Origin of the sequence: uncultured Paracoccus sp. (genome assembly GCF_947496875.1) — a bacterium.
GTDB lineage: Bacteria > Pseudomonadota > Alphaproteobacteria > Rhodobacterales > Rhodobacteraceae > Paracoccus.
Genome location: NZ_CANMEH010000012.1, coordinates 59,761 through 76,201, shown reverse-complemented (window position 1 = coordinate 76,201; position 16,441 = coordinate 59,761). Strand labels below are relative to the sequence as shown.

Below are 16,441 nucleotides of genomic sequence, written 5' to 3'. Positions count from 1 at the left end.
AGGGGGATCAGTCGGCCCTTGCAGGACTGACGTTTGGCGGCCGGCGGGGCGCCGTCATCCCCCACCATCCCTCACTCATCCCCCTCCCGGTCCCACAGAGGCCGAGCGGCAGGGGATAGGTCAGTCGAGATTCAGACGGTAGCCGCCACGCCGGTCGGAGCGGATCAGATGCCGCCAGTCCTTCTGCGACTTGAAGACGTCGGCCATGCGCAGGCTTTTCGAGCCCGCGCGCGACAGGATCGCCTTGCCGTTCTGCCAGGGCGCCCCGGTCTGCGCCGCCTCGTGCAGCGCGCGCACGACTTCCGCCTGGATCGGGCCCAGCTTGAACCGGCATCCGTTGCAGCGAACCTCGAAGTAGTCGGCCGAGTGAATGAAGGTGGCTTCCTCCATAGGCTGGCCGCCGGGCGAGAACCCGGTCTCGATCTCGAAACGGTCGCGTTCATCACGCCTTAGAAGAAGGTCGCCGATCATCACCAGTACGGGTTGCGCATCGCCCCAGGTCTCCGCGTAGTCAGCTTTCGGCGTCCGAAAGCTTTCAAGATGGACTTCACCACACCGGAAGAGCTGGAACACATCGCGGGCGTGGAGATCGAGCAGACCGCTATGGTAGCCTTGCTCCCATGGCACCTTGTATGGCTCGCCTCGATCATCCGCCTCGATGTCGCCGAACTCAATGGGCGCGCCGAACACGCGAACCGACAGCCGAAGCTTGTCGTTTTCCGCGAGGTAGATCAGGTCGGCCTCAGTGATCTGCCACCGCTCGAGGATCTCGGGGAGCGTGAAGTACGATTTATCGATGTGCATTCACTGCCCTCCGCGCCGATTCCCGTGTAAGATGTTTACCTTCTGTTCTTATTCGCTTGACGGGCTTCGATCAATCCGATTTTATCCTATTTCATCCACAGTTGGGTGGGGATGACATGACCGAGCACCACACGCTTTCCGACCGCCTCAGAGCCCGGGCCAACCAGCTCGGCATCAGTCCCGCCCACGTCGCCGAGATGGCCGGCGTGAACCGGTCGTTCGTTTACGACATCCTCCGTGGCCGTTCAGCCCGCCCAGGCATAGACCGGCTGGCCGAGGTCGCCCGCGTGCTGAAGGTGGATCGCGACTGGCTGATCCATGGCATCGGTGAGGTGGAGGGGAAGCCCCCCTTCCTGGACAATCCTGACGACGCCTTCGTGGCCATCGCCCACGCCACACCGCGCCCGGCAATGGGCGGCGGCGCCGTCGTGACCGAGGACGGAGACACGCCCGGCCGCGTCTATCACTTCCGCCGCTCCTGGATCCGGAACAGCCTGAAGGCCACCCCGTCGCAGCTGCGCATCATGCATGTGGAGGGCGACAGCATGGCGCCGACGCTCCTGAGCGGCGATGCGGTGCTGGTCGACATGACCCGCCGCGCGCCGAACCCGCCCGGCATCTTCGTGCTGGACGACGGCATGGGCCTGGTGGCCAAGCGGCTCGAGCACATCCCGAACAGCGACCCGCCAGCGGTGCGCGTCATCTCAGACAACAAGCACTACCCCGAATACGAGCGAACGGCCGACGAGATCCACATCGTCGGCCGCATCCGTTGGTTCGCGAGGGAGATCTGAGCATGGCCCACGTCATCATCCGTGGCGCAAATGGTCGCCGTCATGAGGTGGACTTCCAGGACGCCGACATCACCGTAGAGTTGCACGCCAGCGAGGACCACGTCGAACTGGTGATCGAGGCGCCCAAGGATGAGTCGCCATCGGACAGGAAGCGCTTCGCGCTCGTCAGCATCCCGCGACATCTGCTGAGCAAGGCCATGGCGGATCTGGCGCGCAAGGATCGGCGAGCATGATCGCATTTCGAGAAATCGACGATGCCGATCCGGCGCTGCCGTTCTCGCCGCTGGTACGCGGGGTCGAAAAGACCTTCGCCTGGATCGGCGAGCATGGCGGCATCCCCCTGACGACATCCAAGGCGTTCAAACGGGTCTTCGTGCACCGAGCCGCGGCCGAGTTCGACTGGCCCGGCCACACCGGGGCGGACCTCTTCGCCGTCAACAAGGTGCTGAACGAGCCTGACTTCGCCCCGCTCATGGTGCTGCACGACCTGATGATCGCGATGAAGCTTGGGCGACACTACAAGGGCGAGTTCCGCCTGACCAAGGCGGGCCAGGCGTTGGTCGGCCATCCCGGTCGGATCTTCGGCACGGTCGTCCCGTTTTTCCTGTTCCGCCTCAACCACGCCAGCATGTCACGCTTCGACGATGCGCCGATCCTCGGCAACTGGGACGTCTTCCTGAATGTGCTGAACGTAGAAACCGAGGACGGCGCGACCGGAGCCCACCTCCGCCGCGAGCTCTTCGGCGAACCCGAGACAGGGCCGCCTCCGCGCTACGACGAGGTGATGGGCCAGCTCTACATCCAGGTGCTGCGCCCGCTCTGCTGGGCGGGATTTCTGCAGCAGGAGCGCGGAACGCCCAGCTATCGATTCGAAGACGCGGTGTTCATGAAGACGCCGCTCTGGAGATCGGCGCTGGTTCTCGACACCGATGCCGAGGTCGCGCCGGCGATACGTCACTGAGGCTCCGCCGGTTCCCATCCTGTGCGCGGGCTTACGCAGGACTCCCATAAGCCTCTGAATCCAATTGTTTTCGGAGGGTGCGCGGGTAGCGTTTCCCCCATGCGAAACGTGCCGACAAATCCACAGCGGGGTTCAAACCCGCTGCCACCCGACCGGATGACACCCGCTGAACGCCGCGCCGAACTGTGCGGCCTACTGGCGCTGGGGCTGGTCCGGTTGCGGCTGCGCGAGCGCGGCGAACCTTCTGACGAGCCTGGAGAAATTCGCCTACACTCTCCGCCCGACCGATGCCGTCATGCAACTTCAACTCACCGGAGAACCGCATGACGACCCACGATCCCATTCCCGCGCGCCTGGCTGCGCTGAAGGCCGCCACGACGCCTGAACTGAAGGCGCAGTGGCGCGACCTGTTCGACAGCGAGCCGCCGCCGTTCAACCGACGCTACCTGGAGAGCCGGCTGGCCTATCGCATCCAGGAACTGGCCTATGGCGGGTTGAAACCCGAGACGATCCGGCGGCTGGAGCGGCTGGGCGAGGAACTCGACGGCGGCGACCGAAAGAAGAGCCGCGTCCGGGCGGGCACGATGCCCATCACCGGCACGCGGCTGATCCGTGAGTGGCAGGGCGTCGAGCAGATCGTCACCGTCACCGCGGACGGGTTCGAATGGCAGGGGCGGCCGTACAAGTCGCTGTCGGCCATCGCGTGGGCCATCACCGGCACGCGCTGGAACGGCTGGGTGTTCTTCGGGCTCAAAAACCGGCGGGGCAGGACATGACGAAGGCCCCCGCGAAATCAGGAATGGTCCGGAAGCAGCGCTGCGCGATCTACACCCGGAAATCCTCAGAGGAAGGGCTGGAGCAGGAGTTCAACAGCCTCCACGCCCAGCGCGAGGCCTGCGAGGCATACATCGCCAGCCAGCGATCCGAGGGCTGGGTGCTGGTCCGCGATCAGTATGACGACGGCGGGATCTCGGGTGGCACGCTGGAACGGCCCGGGCTGAAGCGACTGCTGGAGGACATCGAGGATGGGCTGGTCGATGTGGTGGTGGTCTACAAGATCGACCGCCTCTCTCGGTCGCTGGCGGATTTCGCCAAGCTGGTTGAGGTGTTCGACCGGAACGGCGTGACGTTCGTCTCCGTGACGCAGTCGTTCAACACGACGACCTCCATGGGAAGGCTGACGCTGAACATCCTGCTGTCTTTCGCCCAGTTCGAGCGCGAGGTGACGGCCGAGCGCATCCGCGACAAGGTCGCCGCCAGTCGGAAGAAGGGCATGTGGATGGGCGGCGTCCCGCCCTACGGGTACCGGGTCGAGAACCGGAAGCTGGTGATCGACGACGAAAAGGCTGGGCACGTCCGCTGGATATTCGCCCGCTTCCTCGAAATCGGGTCGGGCACCGAACTGGCGCGCGAGGTCGCGAAGCGCGGCATCCGCACGTCGCGCGGCAACCGGATCGACAAGAAGTACCTCTACCGGATGCTCAACAACCGCGCCTATATCGGCGAGGCGGTGCACAGGGGCGAGAGCTACCCCGGAGAGCATGACGCGATCATCGACCGCGCGACGTGGGACCGTGTCCATGCGATCCTGCAAGAGAGCCCCCGGAAGCGCGCCGCCCGCACACGCGCCGACACGCCTGCGCTGCTGAAGGGGCTGCTGTTCGGTCCCGATGGCGCGGCCTTCTCGCCGACGCATACGCGCAAGGGTGACCGGCTCTATCGCTACTATGTCAGCCAGACCGTGCTGAAGCACGGGGCCGGATCCTGCCCCATCGGCCGCGTGCCCGCGGGCGAGATCGAAGCGGCCGTCAACGACCAGCTCCGCGCCGTGTTCCGCCAGCCTGAGATCGTGGCGGGCACATGGAAGGCGGCGCGCGCCCACGTCGACGACATCACCGAGGCCGACGCCCGTGCGGCCCTGCAACAACTCGACCCGCTGTGGGACGAACTGTTCCCTGCCGAACAGGCGCGCATCGTGGCGCTGTTGGTCGAGCGCGTGGACATCGGCACCGACGGGCTCACCGTCCGGCTGCGCGTCGAAGGGCTCGGCAGCCTTGCGCGCGAGATGCTTGCCGGCGGAATAGGAGAAGCTGCATGACCCGCGGCACAGCGATCCCCGACACGGTGACGCTCCACGTGCCGTTCCGCGTAGTGAAGCGCGGCGGGCGGAAGGAGATGCAGTTGCCGGAAGGCGCTACCCAGCCGCGGCGCGCGGACAGCACGCTGGTCAAGGCTCTAGGACGCGCATTCCGCTGGAAAAGGATGCTGGAGTCGGGCGAGTTCGCCACCATCGCCGAACTGGCCGAGCGCGAGGGGATTGCGCCCTCATACATGACCCGCGTCCTGCGCCTGACACTGCTTGCGCCGGACATCGTCGAGGCGATCCTGAACGGGAAGCAGGAGCCGGAAGTCACGCTGGCGCGGGTGTTGGAGGCGTTTCCAGTGGAATGGATCGAGCAGCGACAGAACTTCAGCCAATCGCTGTCGCGGCATCCAACGAAAGCGCAGCCTTCTAAAGCCGCCTGATCCCAGCGACGCCACCGCAATGATCGCCCGAAGCGGACTTCGACCGGGTGAAACTAGAGGGGCTGCTTCGGGAAGCTGCGGGCGCTGCAGATATCATTCCGTCGCATCGATCTCAGCCTGATCGAAAAGGATGCGCAGTGAACTGACCTGCAGGATCAACTCCGTGACCTCGCCGCCATTTATGGCCGAATGCGAGGCATCGATGTAGTTCACCTCGCCGAAGCGGATCTCGTCAATGAGGGTCGCAGCCGCTTCCGCGAGGCCGGCGCCAAGCGGCGCAGTCAATGAAGCCAGTTCGTTGCGTCCGCTTGCGAGTTGCGCTTCCAGCGCTGCTCGCACGTCTTTCTCTGCATTTGGCCGACCATCGGTTCCAAGGCCGAGGTGGTCCATCGACTGTAATGAAGCAGCGGATGCTGCGACACCGTCAAACAGTGCGGAAGCGATCGGCATGAAGGCCGGCAACCCGAGGCGAGCAGGCCATTCAGTTGCACGGTCGAAGAGGTTGACCATTAGCCTGTGACCCGACTTGCCCCAGGTTGGTGCGATGCGGCCGCCAATAACTGGGATGGCTGTGACATTCATGTATTCGTGGGCATTGTTGCGAGCGGCTTGTGCGGCGACTTCAAAAACCTCAATTTCTTCGAGACTGTCTATTGGGATCAGCACGGCCATCTCGCTTGGCGGCCAAGGAGCGATCGCGTCCGTGGCCTCGAGCGCGCAGACTTCCGCCTCGATACCTTGGTTAGCAAGCGCATCCCCAAGCTCGTTCGCGAAACGATTGCGCCCGGAGCCCATTGTAGCGGCGACGCGGGCACCAAGGAGACGGAGCGCGTTGTTCCGCCGCCCCTTCCGAAGCAAGGCTCGGTGCTTCAATGACGGCGGGTCTGTCCCGCCAGCTACATCGCCGGCGATGTTTCTGATCGCGACGAGCATCTCCCGCAACCTCCCGAGCGACGCTGGGACACCACCAATCAAGTGCCACGGCTCGTTCGCACTGGCCTTGTCGACGTCGTCGATCAACGAGGCCATCCAGCCAATGAAAGCAGGTGCCCCGTCAGGAAGTTGGTAGAAGCGGCGGATTACGTCAGCGCTCGCCGAGAAAAGAACGTTCTGGAGCGGGGTTACTTGAATCCCCTGCGAATCCTTCTTTCCGCCGACTGTCGAAACGTTCGGCGGAGTGAGTTCGCCCGCGGCATCGTGAACGGCATTCGACACGGTGAGCTGAGCGTCTACCACGCTCTTGCCGATCAGGATCGTGTTGATGATGCGCTGTAGGGCCGGTTCCAGTTGGTCGAGTAGCTGTGAGGCAGCCGCGAGATAAGCTGTCTGGCTAGGCGTTGCGATGCGTGCGCCGATGGCCTCGCCCCAAAGACGGTTCCATGCCGGCAGCGCTGCCGGAGGTAGGTTGGTGCGGGGTATCCGTTTCTCGGCGAGGTTATGGCCGGCGAAACCAGCAGGTTCTCCGTTAGGAAGGATCGCGGAAGAGGCGGCAACCTCAGATCGCGGGGACAGGGCGAGCGCCGCTTCGCAGAGCCGCACAACCTCATCGTTCGCGTCGCCGGTGCCGGGGGCGCCGAGGTGGTAGTGGTCGACTCGGATCACGCCTCCTTCAGGCGCATTCTCCAGCACGGGCTGTGCCGCCCAGGGGATCTCGGAGGGTATGCGGGCGATCAATGCTTCGGCGCCAACAGCATCGACCCAGGTGATTGCCCTGTCGCGGTCGATCGCCGCCAGCGAGCCGAGAAGTCGCATTACAGGTTGGAACGGCCCTTCGAGGAGGTCGGCCGGACTGGATGTAAGCACGTTAGCGAGCTTGGGGTGAAGCGGCAGGCCCATCAGAGCCGACAGCAGCTGATCTAATCCTACGACATCGGGCGCGGACGTGATAATCGCCGCCAATGCGTCGTCGGGCAGCGCTTCGAGCAAAGCCGTGCGCGGATCGTTGACGTACTCCTCGCGAAGCTCGGCCAGATGTGTTCCAGCCACCGTCGCTCGTGCCAAGTTTTCGTTTATGTCGGCAAGCGCGTCGCCGGCGAAGCTCAGCATCATCGCAGTGCCGATCTGCGTTCGTGAAAGCGCCTGAACCTCGGGGGTCTCCAGCCACTGGTCGACCGCAGCTGCGATCCGAACGGTTCCGAACCCGCGCAAGGCAGCCGAGAGTGTAACGATGTCCGGTCTATGCTGGATATGCTCGGCAATGATCCTGACGGCCTCGTCCGTCGCGACGCCACGAAGGCGCACGGCGTCCGTGATCAGTTGTTCGACGTCCGTCGCGGGTACTGAGCGCACCGCCTGCGCAAAGGTGTCGCTTATCGGGGGTGGAGGATCGCGGTGCGTCAGACGGACGAGCTCGGCGGAGCGAAGCGGGTGAAGGCCGGTGAGGCGGCAGTCCCCACTTACGCGCACAAGGTGCTCCTCGACCAAGCGCCGCAGGGCGCGCGCCATATCGTCCGCAGAGACATCGAGGACCTGCGTGAGCCGCCGCAAGTCGACAGCGGCGCCTGCGGCGCCGGCAAGTGCCACGATGCGCAATGCCGCGAGCTCGGTGGTGCGCTCCCGGTCACGAAGTCTGGCGTCGACTTGCTCGCGCAACGTTCGCTCGAAGCGCTCTCCAGCGCTCAGGATGTGCGTGTATTCGAGGACAAGGCCATTGCTCTGCGCCCAGGGCTCGCGCCAGCCGCTCCACTTGGTTTTTCCACTCCGCTTGAGCTCGTCGAAGATGCGCCTTGCCAGATCGTTTTCGGGCTCGGCCCGGACCTCTGCCACGCGCGACCGACCCGAGAGGAGGAAGAGATCCTCCTCTCGGATGGAGCCGAGCAGCACGGCACCCGGAATAGTGGCGAGTTCGCGGGTGAGCGCATCCCATCCTTCGGCTCCGCGCCGGCCGATGTCGTCCAAAACGAACCCAACCGGCGCATCGGCACTGGCGCGCAGAGTGCGAAGCAGCCGACGCAGGACGGCGAGATCGCCCTGCTCCATGCGAAGCAGCCGATACCATCGCACTGTGTGTCGGAGGCCATAGGCCGTCTGCCACATGATTGCTGACTTGCCGGCACCCGATGGTCCGACAACGATCGCAGCGCGGCGGAGCTCAAGTCCCCGTGCCAGATCTGCCTCGGGTTCGGCTCGCGGGACGACGAGTCCTGCGGCGACGTGGCCGGCCTGGACATCAACACCAAGGTAGAATTCGGGGTCATCGAGCGGCGTTAGGAAGTCGACGGGCTCGCAAACGCCGCCGGTTATCGCCTGCTCAATCGCATCGATGTCGATCGCCTCGAGCGCGGCGGTAATGACGTGGTCCGTGTCGCTCGCGGAGAGCCCTCGATAATCTGGTGGCTTCAGACGGCCGTTCTGGTTCGACAAGTTCCCGATCTCAACAAGCAACTGGGCGAAGCAGATCTGTGCCGCCAGCGGGCTGCATTCCGCCCTCTCGGCGATCGTCGCAATGGCTGCCTCGTGCGGTTCGGGCACGTGCTGGATGGTTGTCTTTTTGAGCAGAGCGTCGCCACGCGCACCACCGGGAAGCTGGGATTTGAGGCGGGCGTTAGGGATGATCGTGGTGTCGGTCTCGACTGGGTGGTCGGTGATTGGACGCTCCAGAATCAGCTCGAGCGTTGAGGGGTCCGGGGTGACCTTGTCATGGCGGGTCCACAGTTCCTTCAAATAGTCCCGGACTGTGGCGATGGGCGTCGGGCCCATGTGCTCGCGCCGGCTTTTAACCTGGACCAGTCCGGTGCCCCTCGGCCCCCGCCGCTCGACGTCATCGTTGCCCTCGGGGATGATTGTTACCGGCGCATCGATCCCCGCCCAGACGCGCACCGCCAACCAGGCGGCAACCGCGTCCTGAAAGCGGAAGCCGCGCGCGGCGTTAGAGCCATGTCGGTCATGCGAGGCGGGGCCTGTCATCTCATTTCGAATAGGTTGCGCTCGCTCGAATTCGAGTAGCTTTTCTAGCCGTAACGCGCTGAAGTTCTCTTGCGGTGCTTCGATTATTCATAGCCTCGAATGCATGAGGCGTTTTCGTTGGCGATTGTGTGTTTCAATTGTTGGCGGTGAATTTCCTGATGATTTGATCTCGCATGCTCATTCCATCTACGGTTTTCTCAACCACGATGAACAGGCCCCTCCCGCCACTCGTCCTCTCCCATAGCTGACCGATGGTCCGCTTCTCGTCGGTATCGGCCCCCTCGGCAGTGAGCGCACCCTTGTACTCTACGACTAGTAGTCGGCCGTCCTCCAACTGAGCCACGAAATCCGGATAGAACTTGTCTGTGGCCGTCGGCAACCAGAACGAATTGGGGTGGCGTGCGACGTTGCGAATCCAGAACTTCAGGCCTGACAAGCTGTCGATGGCTTGCGCGCACTGGAATTCCTCCCCGTTCTCGGCCCCATCGAAAGCGGGCACATGGTCCGGTCCAAGGAAGTGCTTGCGAGGTTTCCAGCGCCCACGATACCGGCGCTGATCCCAGTACATCCCGTCCTTGAATGAAAAAGCTTGGTCGAAGGATACCTCGACCTTGGCCTCCGGAGCGAAAAGATACCGCTGGTAGACGCCATCGCGTTCCTGCTGGTGGATGGCGGCGAGCTTCTCGCGGACCTTGCGGGCGAGGATGAACTTGCACCGCATCAGCGCCGCAATGTGCATGCCGCGCGTGGTGATCAGGTGGCCGACCAGGTCGCGTAGCCAACGGAGCAGTTCGCTCTGATGGATGTCCGGCTGCCGCACCTGGCGGTCGAGCCAGAGCACCAGCGCCTCCGGTGTCCAGCCTTCGACATCGACGTCGAGTGCCAGTTGCTCCTCTTCGTCCGCGAACTGGTACGTGATGCGGTTGCCGTCGAGGTCGATCTCGAAGCTGCGCGCCGTCTCGCGGATCGCGAACTCGCCGTCACCCAGTATCGACGAGTGGTCGAGTAGCGACCAGTCGTGGAATTCCATGAACACGTCGGTGTCAGCGAACTCGAACTCGCCCTGGATCTCGGACACCAGGCGAGGGACATCGAACGTCTCGCCCTGTTCTGCAGGCGATAGCTGGTCCTTCACCTCGACGCGATACTTGGTGACGGCCGCCGAGAACCCCGTTCGTTCGGTCTCGGGGAGAGCCGCGACGATCGCCTTTTCGAGGCCGCCGTCAACACGCCCCGTCACGGCAATCTCGACCTTCCCATCATCGGTTTCGCGAACGCTCACCCCTTCGCGCTTCTTCAGTTCTGCAATCACCTCAGGTGTCGCCGTCACCGTGTGCTTGAAGGTCGGCTTCGGCTTGTCGCGCGGGCCGAACAGGCCGGTATCGGCATCGAGAGACGTCTGCGCCGGTTCGATGTTGTCAAGCGCCTCATCCTCCTCGAAACCCATGGCGACCAGCTTGTCGGCCAGTGACCGCGCCGCCTCGCCGAACGAGGGCTCCGACAGGAACGCATAGGCGCGGTTCAGATCCTCGGCCTTGCGACGCTTGGCATAAGGCATCCGCAGGACGCGCCCCAGCAACTGCTCGACGTCCACAGCGCTCTGGATCCGCGAGACCGAGCAGAACGCATAGGCGAAGGAACAATCCCAGCCCTCCTTCAGCGCCTCGACGGTGATGACGTACTCGATCGGGCATTTCGGATCGAACAGGTTGATACCATCCAGTTCGCGCTGATCGCCGGTGGCCACGGCGATCTTGTGTTCGGGGATCTGCTCGACCTCCATCAGGTGCTTCTTCAGCACCTCAACTGTCACCTCCTGGTTCTTGGGCTGCGCCTGGAACAGGACAATGGGTCGGATGTACGCCGTGTCCTTCTCGGCTTCCTCAGCCAGCGACGCCCGTGACGCGATCGCCCCGTTTACAGCGTTCTGCCAGGTGTCGTGCTCGGACAGCATGATCGGTAGCTTGATCATCTCCTCGAGCTTCAGTTCCTGCGCCGTAACGCTGTGCAAGATGTTCGAGTTGAGCCGCGGCGTCGCTGTGAACTCGATGATCGCGGACGGATTGACGCGTGCCTGCATTTCGCGCGTCAGGCCGGTGACCGCGTTGTGCGCTTCGTCCACGATCATCAACGGCCGATGAACATGCATCAGATTGGCGAAGGAGAACTTGACGCCGCCGCCTTCCAGCGTTTCCAGCCCCGACAGGGTCTTGGGCAGCGCCGTGAAGTGCGGCTCCATGTTCTCGTTGTGGGAATAGACCTTGCGGCCCTCGGTGTTCGAGACCCTAAGCGTCTGGATCGTTCCCACGACGATGCAGCAATGGTCGCGGATGTCGTGCGGGCGGATGTGGGTGAAATCGGCGATGTCGAACACGCGCACCCGGCCGTCGAAGGCCTCGTCCAGCGCTTGCCGATAGGGATGGCGGGCGTTCTTCAGCGCCTCAGCCGTCTGAAGCCGGATCGTGTTCGACGGCACCAGCCACAGGACCATCGGATAGTCCTTCTCCACCCAGGCGTCGCGCGCGACGCCGATGGAGTGGGCCCCGAGGATCGTCTTGCCGCCCCCGGTGGGCAGGCGCAGGCAGACATAGGGAACGGCCGGCAATTCCGCGAGCGGCGTGTAGCTGCCGCCGTACCGGCCGAGCCGCTTAGTCTGGTCCGGCTCCTTGGTGATCGCCTCGTACGCGCCCTTCGGGCCCGCCACGCGCGCCTCTTCGAAGAACCGGCGGAGAACGGAGAGAGTATCGGTCTGGTATAGCTTCAGTTTCATCAGATGCCCCCTCAGGCCCGCGCTTTGACGTCGTAGGGCGTCTGCTTGAAGGTGATGCGCTCACGGTCGAGCGTCGCGGGCGTCAGCCGGGATTGTTCGCCATAGACGGTCAGCGGGCCGTCGAAGTCCGGCGCCAGCTTGGCGATATCCTCACGGATCAGGGCGAGGGTCGAGCGGGTCAGCACGTTGCCGCCGCCAGGCCTCTTGTCGCCAAGGATGCCGTTGTAGAGCAGCGCGTGCGCGCGGCCGTCATGGATGCCGAGCAGCGGGTTGTCGCCACTGCCGTCCCACGGACGGTCGGTTTCCGAGAACCAGATATGCGCTGCCAGCACGGGGAAGAGGATGTCCTGCCGGATGTGACCTTCCTGGTCGAAGACGGGAGGGCCGAGCCGGTAGAAGCGGAAACCGCCGCCGCCCTTCCAACCCGCGCTCTCCGAAATGCCGCCTTGTTCACCGTCGATGACCTTCTGCAGGCGTAGCGCGCAGTGAGTGCGGGCCTGCTCGCCCATCTCGATGCCGATGTAGCGGCGGCCCATCTTGTGCGCGACGGCCGCAGTGGTGCCAGAGCCGAGAAAGGAGTCCAGAACAAGGTCACCGGGGTTGGTCGCTATCTGAAGAATGCGTTCCAGCAGGCGTTCGGGTTTAGGGGTCTCAAAGAAGGCCTTTTGACCAAATATCTTCTCCAACTCCGAACTGGCGTGCTGATTCAGTGCTAGACCAGACCATACACTCGGCGCGCTCATCCCCTGTTTTGCTTCTGAGATATAGAGCTTGCGCATCGGCGTCTTGGCGGTGCCTTTTGCGCCCCAGAACAGTCGCCCCTCATTTTGCAGCCGCTGCATTTCGGATTGCGAATGACGCCAGCATGTGCCGGGTCTCGGGAACACATCCTCTCCCGTGTAAGGGTTCCTTACCGGATAATACAGGCTTTGAACAAAGCGCCCGCCCTTGCCATTCGCTGTCGTGTCTATCTTTCGAAACGGTCCTTTGGGGTCAGGTCCACTTGGCTCTGCGAATACAGCGTATTGAGCGTTTGCCTTGTCCGTCCGCGGCATCAGGTTGAACACCTTTTCAGCGACGGTCTGCTTGCTGTCACCCTCTCGCTGTTTTGCCCATACAAGGATGTGCTCGTGAACCATGCCAATCTTCCGGTCGTTCGGCGGGCCGTCGCGTTTCTGCCAAGCAATATCTAGAATAAAGTTTCGACGCCCAAACGCTTCATCTCCAATTACTTTGAAGTAATGGGCTTCGTGATCGTCAAGAGAAACCCACAGAGAACCGTCTGGCGTCAGGAAGTCACGTAGCAATTCCAGCCTGGGCCACATCATGGCCAGCCACTGCGTGTGTTCGAGGTTGTCGTCGTAGTGCTCGAATGCAGAGCGCGTGTTGTAGGGTGGATCGATGTAGATGCACTTCACTCGACCGGCATAGAACGGTAGCAGCGCCTTCAGCGCCTCCAGGTTGTCGCCCTCAATGAGCATGTTGCCAGCGCCAACGTCACCCGCCGACAGCTCTGGGACTTCCTCCAGCAGGCGATAGGGCACGCGCTGCGCCGTGCGGATGTCCTCGTCCCTTGTCAGCCAGTTCAGTATCGGCATGCGTTACCGCTCGTCCTCTCGTTTCTTGCCGGAGGGTTCCACGGTCCGGCCGGTCAGCCGCTGGTACTCCTCGACCGCAAGGACGACGACTACCGGGCGCCCATGCTTCTCGACCACCACGGGCTCGGCCCGCGCCTCGTCGATCAACTGGCCGAAGTGATGCTTGGCCTCACGGGCAGACACGGCCTTCATGGGCCCCTCCCTGATTTGTGGTCAGAATGGTCACAACCCGCCCGGGAGGTCAACGAGTGGCGCGTTCCGAGGCGACAAAACAGGGTTGGATACCGGTGGCGTCACACCCGGACGGAACCGGCGTCGGAGTCAATAACCGCGCTATGAAAAATCCGCTTAGATACAGCGGGTTACAAGCTATTCACCAAATCGGTGCAGTCATGAGGTACGGAGAATATCGGCCCGAAGAGACCACTTCGGTGCCTCCTGGCGCTGGGGCCAGTGCTCAGCCCCTCCGGAATAACCCTCGAAAACAACGGAAAAATCCGGCCGCAGCCGGATCGGGAGAACGCTTTCGTGGGGGCAAGTGGCGGAGGGGATGGGTCTGACGTCCAACGTTCTCCACCTTAAGGGATTGATTTCATTATACAAGATCCCAACAGCTCTCGCTTCAGATCACGAACACCGGCGCGAACCCACCCCCTAGCGTCCTGAAATTTGTGGTCTGGCCTTGATAAAGGCGCGCGGCCACCAGAAGCACCTGCCCATCATAGGTATACAGTCGCACGTCCATTTTGCGCCTCTGGGGTGTCTCGTCGATCTTGATCATGCGCTCGCTGGGGCGGACCAGCGTCTGGGCAACGTATCCGCCTCCCGCGATCTCCGCCCAGACTCCTTTCGTCAGCTTGTCGCCACGATATACCGCCTTGCCACCATGTCCTCCTGTCGGCTTGAAGAACAAGTCCTTGCGGGATTTCCAAAGTGCATCAGCGTTGTCGGGATTGACCAAAACGGTGCGTGGAACGGCAGCAAGCCCGGCCCGAATCCCCGGGTCGACTCCCCATGCCTCAAGTGTCGCGGAATTCGAAAGAAGCGAAAGGTTGCGCTTGTCGGCAAGGAGCGCGTGGTTGTGCGGATTCGGCGTTACGACAACCGCGCCATCACGGTAGGATTCCTGCAATGCCTTGTGCTCGGGCTGATCAAAGGCGAAATCGGTGACCCGATTGTAAACGAGATCGATCGTCTTTCCGTCGACGCTGAGCCGACCATCGTCGTAGCTAAGGTGACCGGCGTCGGCGATGACCGCGTCTACCCCTCGTGCCGCCAAAACTTGCCGCGCGAGCACGAACTCGGGATAAAGGTACTGTTCCGGCGGATTGTCATCGATGATGGCGATGCGTTGTGGCGTGCCCGTTCCCCGCTGCCGAATCCATTCGTTCTGGAACATGCGAAACGCCGCGTCCTCGAACGATGGCAGCGCCGGGGGGATATCCATTTCGGCGCAGCACGCGCGCTGCGCTCGTGCAAGAAAGGCATTGAGAAACGCGCCGCCGGCGTTGGTGTTGATTTCGATCAACCGGGGGCCGTCTTCGCCGAGATGAAAGTCGTAGCCCATCAATGCCCCGAGCGGGCCGTGATCCCCCCACGCGATTTCCGGCGCCCAGGAGAGGACCGCGGTCTTGTATGCCTCGAGTTGGGCGGTGGTCTCCACAGCCACTGCGATCGCGCGCATCTCATTGACGGTGGTGGCCGAAAGGAACACCGGCACGTGCGAGAACAGGTGGGTCTTGGGGCCGATGAACGTCTCGAAGAACGCCGGCTCACCTGCCTCCTGCTCCAGCGCCTCGCGCAGCGATGGAAGGTCCAGTGTAACGCAGAAGCAGTTCTTGTTGAGCCGCTCCGTGCGGTCCTGAACCCGCTTCGATGAACTGGAGCCGGGATTGTTCATCGAGGGAAAACCCGAGGCGGCGCCAAGATCGAGCGCGCTTCAAATGCCAAGTAAGCCATGGATAATCCCACGAACATCCCTCCCAAAGGTTTCGCCATCAGGTCGATCCAAACATGCCGCTTCTGTTCGGCGGCCTCAACTGTGACCGGTGGGCCTCGGGAAATTGCACTGCCGGTCGCAGGGGCAGCTCCATCCCGAAGGTGCCATCAGTGTGGTTGCGACACATTCTCCTGGTAGGTCCGCTCGCGCTCTGGCCAGGTGCTCTTGATATAGGCGAGGACAGCCCGGATCTCGGCGTCGCTGAGAAGATCGGCAAACCCCGGCATGTCGCTCTCATAGCCGCCCCCGACGATGGCGGCCGTGCCTTCCCTGACGATGCGGAACAGGATGTCATCGGGATGGTGCCACGTGTGGCCGCCGGCATCGTGCGGTGGCGCCGGGAGACGCCCGGACGGAAGGGGTGTCTTCCAGTCCGGCTGCCCCTCCAGGTCCGCACCGTGGCAGGAGGCGCATTGGTCCGCATAGACCTGCCGCCCCTGCTCGACTTCTGCAGATGCCGCGGCGGTGGAGGTTGTCCGGGCCTGATGCCATCCAGCGAGGATCGCCAGGATCAGGCCGCCGAGGAGCAATCCGAGCCACGAGATGTTACGGAGTTCTTTACTCATGAGTTGCATGATTGGTGGCGAGTAATTTCTATTGGCTATATGCCGAGGATGAAGTTCTGCCAGAGGCGCGACGCTTGGGGCAATGGACATTCCCGTGACCAGCGCCTATCTTTCCGGGATGTTCTCGCGCCTCGTCACCATGCTGGCCGTGCTCGTGATCGCCTTCATGACGACGGCGACGTCTGCGCATGCGGCGCGCCTGAGCGCAGGGCCGGATCACGCGGCGCATGTCAGCGAGATGACGCAGGTTGCGACCGGCAGCGACCGTTCCTGTGACGGCGAACAGCACTGCGGATCGATGGATGCTGGAAGCTGTGAGTTGCTTTGTTCAGGTCTTTCGGTCTTTCTGACATTTCCGAGGGAAGACTCGCCCAGCGTTTACGCGCCTGCCAGCCATGCCCTGCCAACTGCTGAAGCCGTCGCCAGTCGGGCACCTGGACTGAACGAACGACCTCCCAAGCTCCGTCTCCTCTGATCGCGTCCGGGCCACGAGGCCCGCGGCGTCCTGTCGGTTTTG

Annotated in this window: 14 protein-coding genes; 7 read left to right on the top strand and 7 right to left on the bottom strand. The window is 63.1% G+C overall.

What is annotated here, in order from left to right; translation table 11 throughout:
* Positions 1-120: 120 nt before the first annotated feature.
* On the bottom strand, positions 121-804 hold the full coding sequence (locus Q0938_RS14105; protein WP_299363544.1) for a hypothetical protein: 684 nt from the start codon (positions 802-804) through the stop codon (positions 121-123).
* A gap of 116 nt (positions 805-920) precedes the next feature.
* Between Q0938_RS14105 and Q0938_RS14100 the strand changes: the two genes are divergently transcribed.
* The 6 genes from Q0938_RS14100 to Q0938_RS14075 all read left to right on the top strand — a co-directional run bounded on the left by Q0938_RS14100 (position 921) and on the right by Q0938_RS14075 (position 5,085).
* The gene (locus Q0938_RS14100; RefSeq protein WP_299363542.1) at positions 921-1,598 is read left to right on the top strand and encodes a S24 family peptidase; all 678 of its coding nucleotides are present in this window, start codon (positions 921-923) and stop codon (positions 1,596-1,598) included.
* A gap of 2 nt (positions 1,599-1,600) precedes the next feature.
* Complete coding sequence (locus tag Q0938_RS14095) at positions 1,601-1,831, top strand: hypothetical protein (RefSeq protein WP_299363540.1); 231 nt, start codon at positions 1,601-1,603, stop codon at positions 1,829-1,831.
* Positions 1,828-2,559: a hypothetical protein gene (locus tag Q0938_RS14090; protein ID WP_299363537.1), complete on the top strand. Its 732-nt coding sequence runs from the start codon at positions 1,828-1,830 to the stop codon at positions 2,557-2,559. Before Q0938_RS14095 ends, Q0938_RS14090 begins: the two co-directional genes overlap by 4 nt.
* 323 nt (positions 2,560-2,882) lie before the next feature.
* Positions 2,883-3,335: a DUF2924 domain-containing protein gene (locus tag Q0938_RS14085; protein ID WP_299363535.1), complete on the top strand. Its 453-nt coding sequence runs from the start codon at positions 2,883-2,885 to the stop codon at positions 3,333-3,335.
* Complete coding sequence (locus Q0938_RS14080) at positions 3,332-4,657, top strand: recombinase family protein (protein WP_299363533.1); 1,326 nt, start codon at positions 3,332-3,334, stop codon at positions 4,655-4,657. Before Q0938_RS14085 ends, Q0938_RS14080 begins: the two co-directional genes overlap by 4 nt.
* A complete protein-coding gene (locus Q0938_RS14075) occupies positions 4,654-5,085 on the top strand; it encodes a hypothetical protein (protein ID WP_299363530.1) in 432 nt (143 codons plus the stop codon). The genes Q0938_RS14080 and Q0938_RS14075 overlap by 4 nt, the downstream gene beginning before the upstream one ends.
* A 93-nt stretch (positions 5,086-5,178) precedes the next feature.
* On the opposite strand, the gene Q0938_RS14070 is transcribed toward Q0938_RS14075, so the two are convergent.
* From Q0938_RS14070 to Q0938_RS14045, 6 genes are all read right to left on the bottom strand, one after another.
* On the bottom strand, positions 5,179-8,991 hold the full coding sequence (locus Q0938_RS14070; RefSeq protein WP_299363528.1) for a hypothetical protein: 3,813 nt from the start codon (positions 8,989-8,991) through the stop codon (positions 5,179-5,181).
* A 133-nt stretch (positions 8,992-9,124) separates the two neighbouring features.
* Positions 9,125-11,695: a DEAD/DEAH box helicase family protein gene (locus tag Q0938_RS14065; protein WP_299363525.1), complete on the bottom strand. Its 2,571-nt coding sequence runs from the start codon at positions 11,693-11,695 to the stop codon at positions 9,125-9,127.
* Positions 11,696-11,772: 77 nt separating this feature from the next.
* Complete coding sequence (locus Q0938_RS14060; RefSeq protein ID WP_299363522.1) at positions 11,773-13,359, bottom strand: site-specific DNA-methyltransferase; 1,587 nt, start codon at positions 13,357-13,359, stop codon at positions 11,773-11,775.
* Between the two features lie 3 nt (positions 13,360-13,362).
* On the bottom strand, positions 13,363-13,551 hold the full coding sequence (locus tag Q0938_RS14055; protein ID WP_011910684.1) for a type II toxin-antitoxin system Phd/YefM family antitoxin: 189 nt from the start codon (positions 13,549-13,551) through the stop codon (positions 13,363-13,365).
* A gap of 430 nt (positions 13,552-13,981) precedes the next feature.
* Positions 13,982-15,259: a hypothetical protein gene (locus Q0938_RS14050; RefSeq protein WP_299363513.1), complete on the bottom strand. Its 1,278-nt coding sequence runs from the start codon at positions 15,257-15,259 to the stop codon at positions 13,982-13,984.
* 206 nt (positions 15,260-15,465) lie between these two features.
* Positions 15,466-15,924 carry a cytochrome c gene (locus tag Q0938_RS14045; RefSeq protein ID WP_299363550.1) on the bottom strand — a complete coding sequence of 153 codons (459 nt, stop codon included), beginning with the start codon at positions 15,922-15,924 and terminating at the stop codon, positions 15,466-15,468.
* 94 nt (positions 15,925-16,018) lie between these two features.
* Here Q0938_RS14045 and Q0938_RS14040 point away from each other — a divergent pair, with 94 nt between their 5' ends.
* On the top strand, positions 16,019-16,399 hold the full coding sequence (locus Q0938_RS14040) for a hypothetical protein (protein WP_299363512.1): 381 nt from the start codon (positions 16,019-16,021) through the stop codon (positions 16,397-16,399).
* The last annotated feature ends 42 nt before the right edge of the window (positions 16,400-16,441 follow it).

Excerpts from the sequence above, each read along its gene's own strand:
- Q0938_RS14105 (WP_299363544.1), bottom strand. The coding sequence starts at position 804 with ATGCACATCGATAAATCGTACTTCACGCTCCCCGAGATCCTCGAGCGG.
- Q0938_RS14045 (WP_299363550.1), bottom strand. The coding sequence starts at position 15,924 with ATGAGTAAAGAACTCCGTAACATCTCGTGGCTCGGATTGCTCCTCGGC.
- Q0938_RS14085 (WP_299363535.1), top strand. The coding sequence starts at position 2,883 with ATGACGACCCACGATCCCATTCCCGCGCGCCTGGCTGCGCTGAAGGCC.
- Q0938_RS14060 (WP_299363522.1), bottom strand. The coding sequence starts at position 13,359 with ATGCCGATACTGAACTGGCTGACAAGGGACGAGGACATCCGCACGGCG.
- Q0938_RS14075 (WP_299363530.1), top strand. The coding sequence starts at position 4,654 with ATGACCCGCGGCACAGCGATCCCCGACACGGTGACGCTCCACGTGCCG.
- Q0938_RS14090 (WP_299363537.1), top strand. The coding sequence starts at position 1,828 with ATGATCGCATTTCGAGAAATCGACGATGCCGATCCGGCGCTGCCGTTC.
- Q0938_RS14050 (WP_299363513.1), bottom strand. The coding sequence starts at position 15,259 with ATGAACAATCCCGGCTCCAGTTCATCGAAGCGGGTTCAGGACCGCACG.
- Q0938_RS14095 (WP_299363540.1), top strand. The coding sequence starts at position 1,601 with ATGGCCCACGTCATCATCCGTGGCGCAAATGGTCGCCGTCATGAGGTG.
- Q0938_RS14080 (WP_299363533.1), top strand. The coding sequence starts at position 3,332 with ATGACGAAGGCCCCCGCGAAATCAGGAATGGTCCGGAAGCAGCGCTGC.
- Q0938_RS14055 (WP_011910684.1), bottom strand. The coding sequence starts at position 13,551 with ATGAAGGCCGTGTCTGCCCGTGAGGCCAAGCATCACTTCGGCCAGTTG.
- Q0938_RS14100 (WP_299363542.1), top strand. The coding sequence starts at position 921 with ATGACCGAGCACCACACGCTTTCCGACCGCCTCAGAGCCCGGGCCAAC.
- Q0938_RS14070 (WP_299363528.1), bottom strand. The coding sequence starts at position 8,991 with ATGACAGGCCCCGCCTCGCATGACCGACATGGCTCTAACGCCGCGCGC.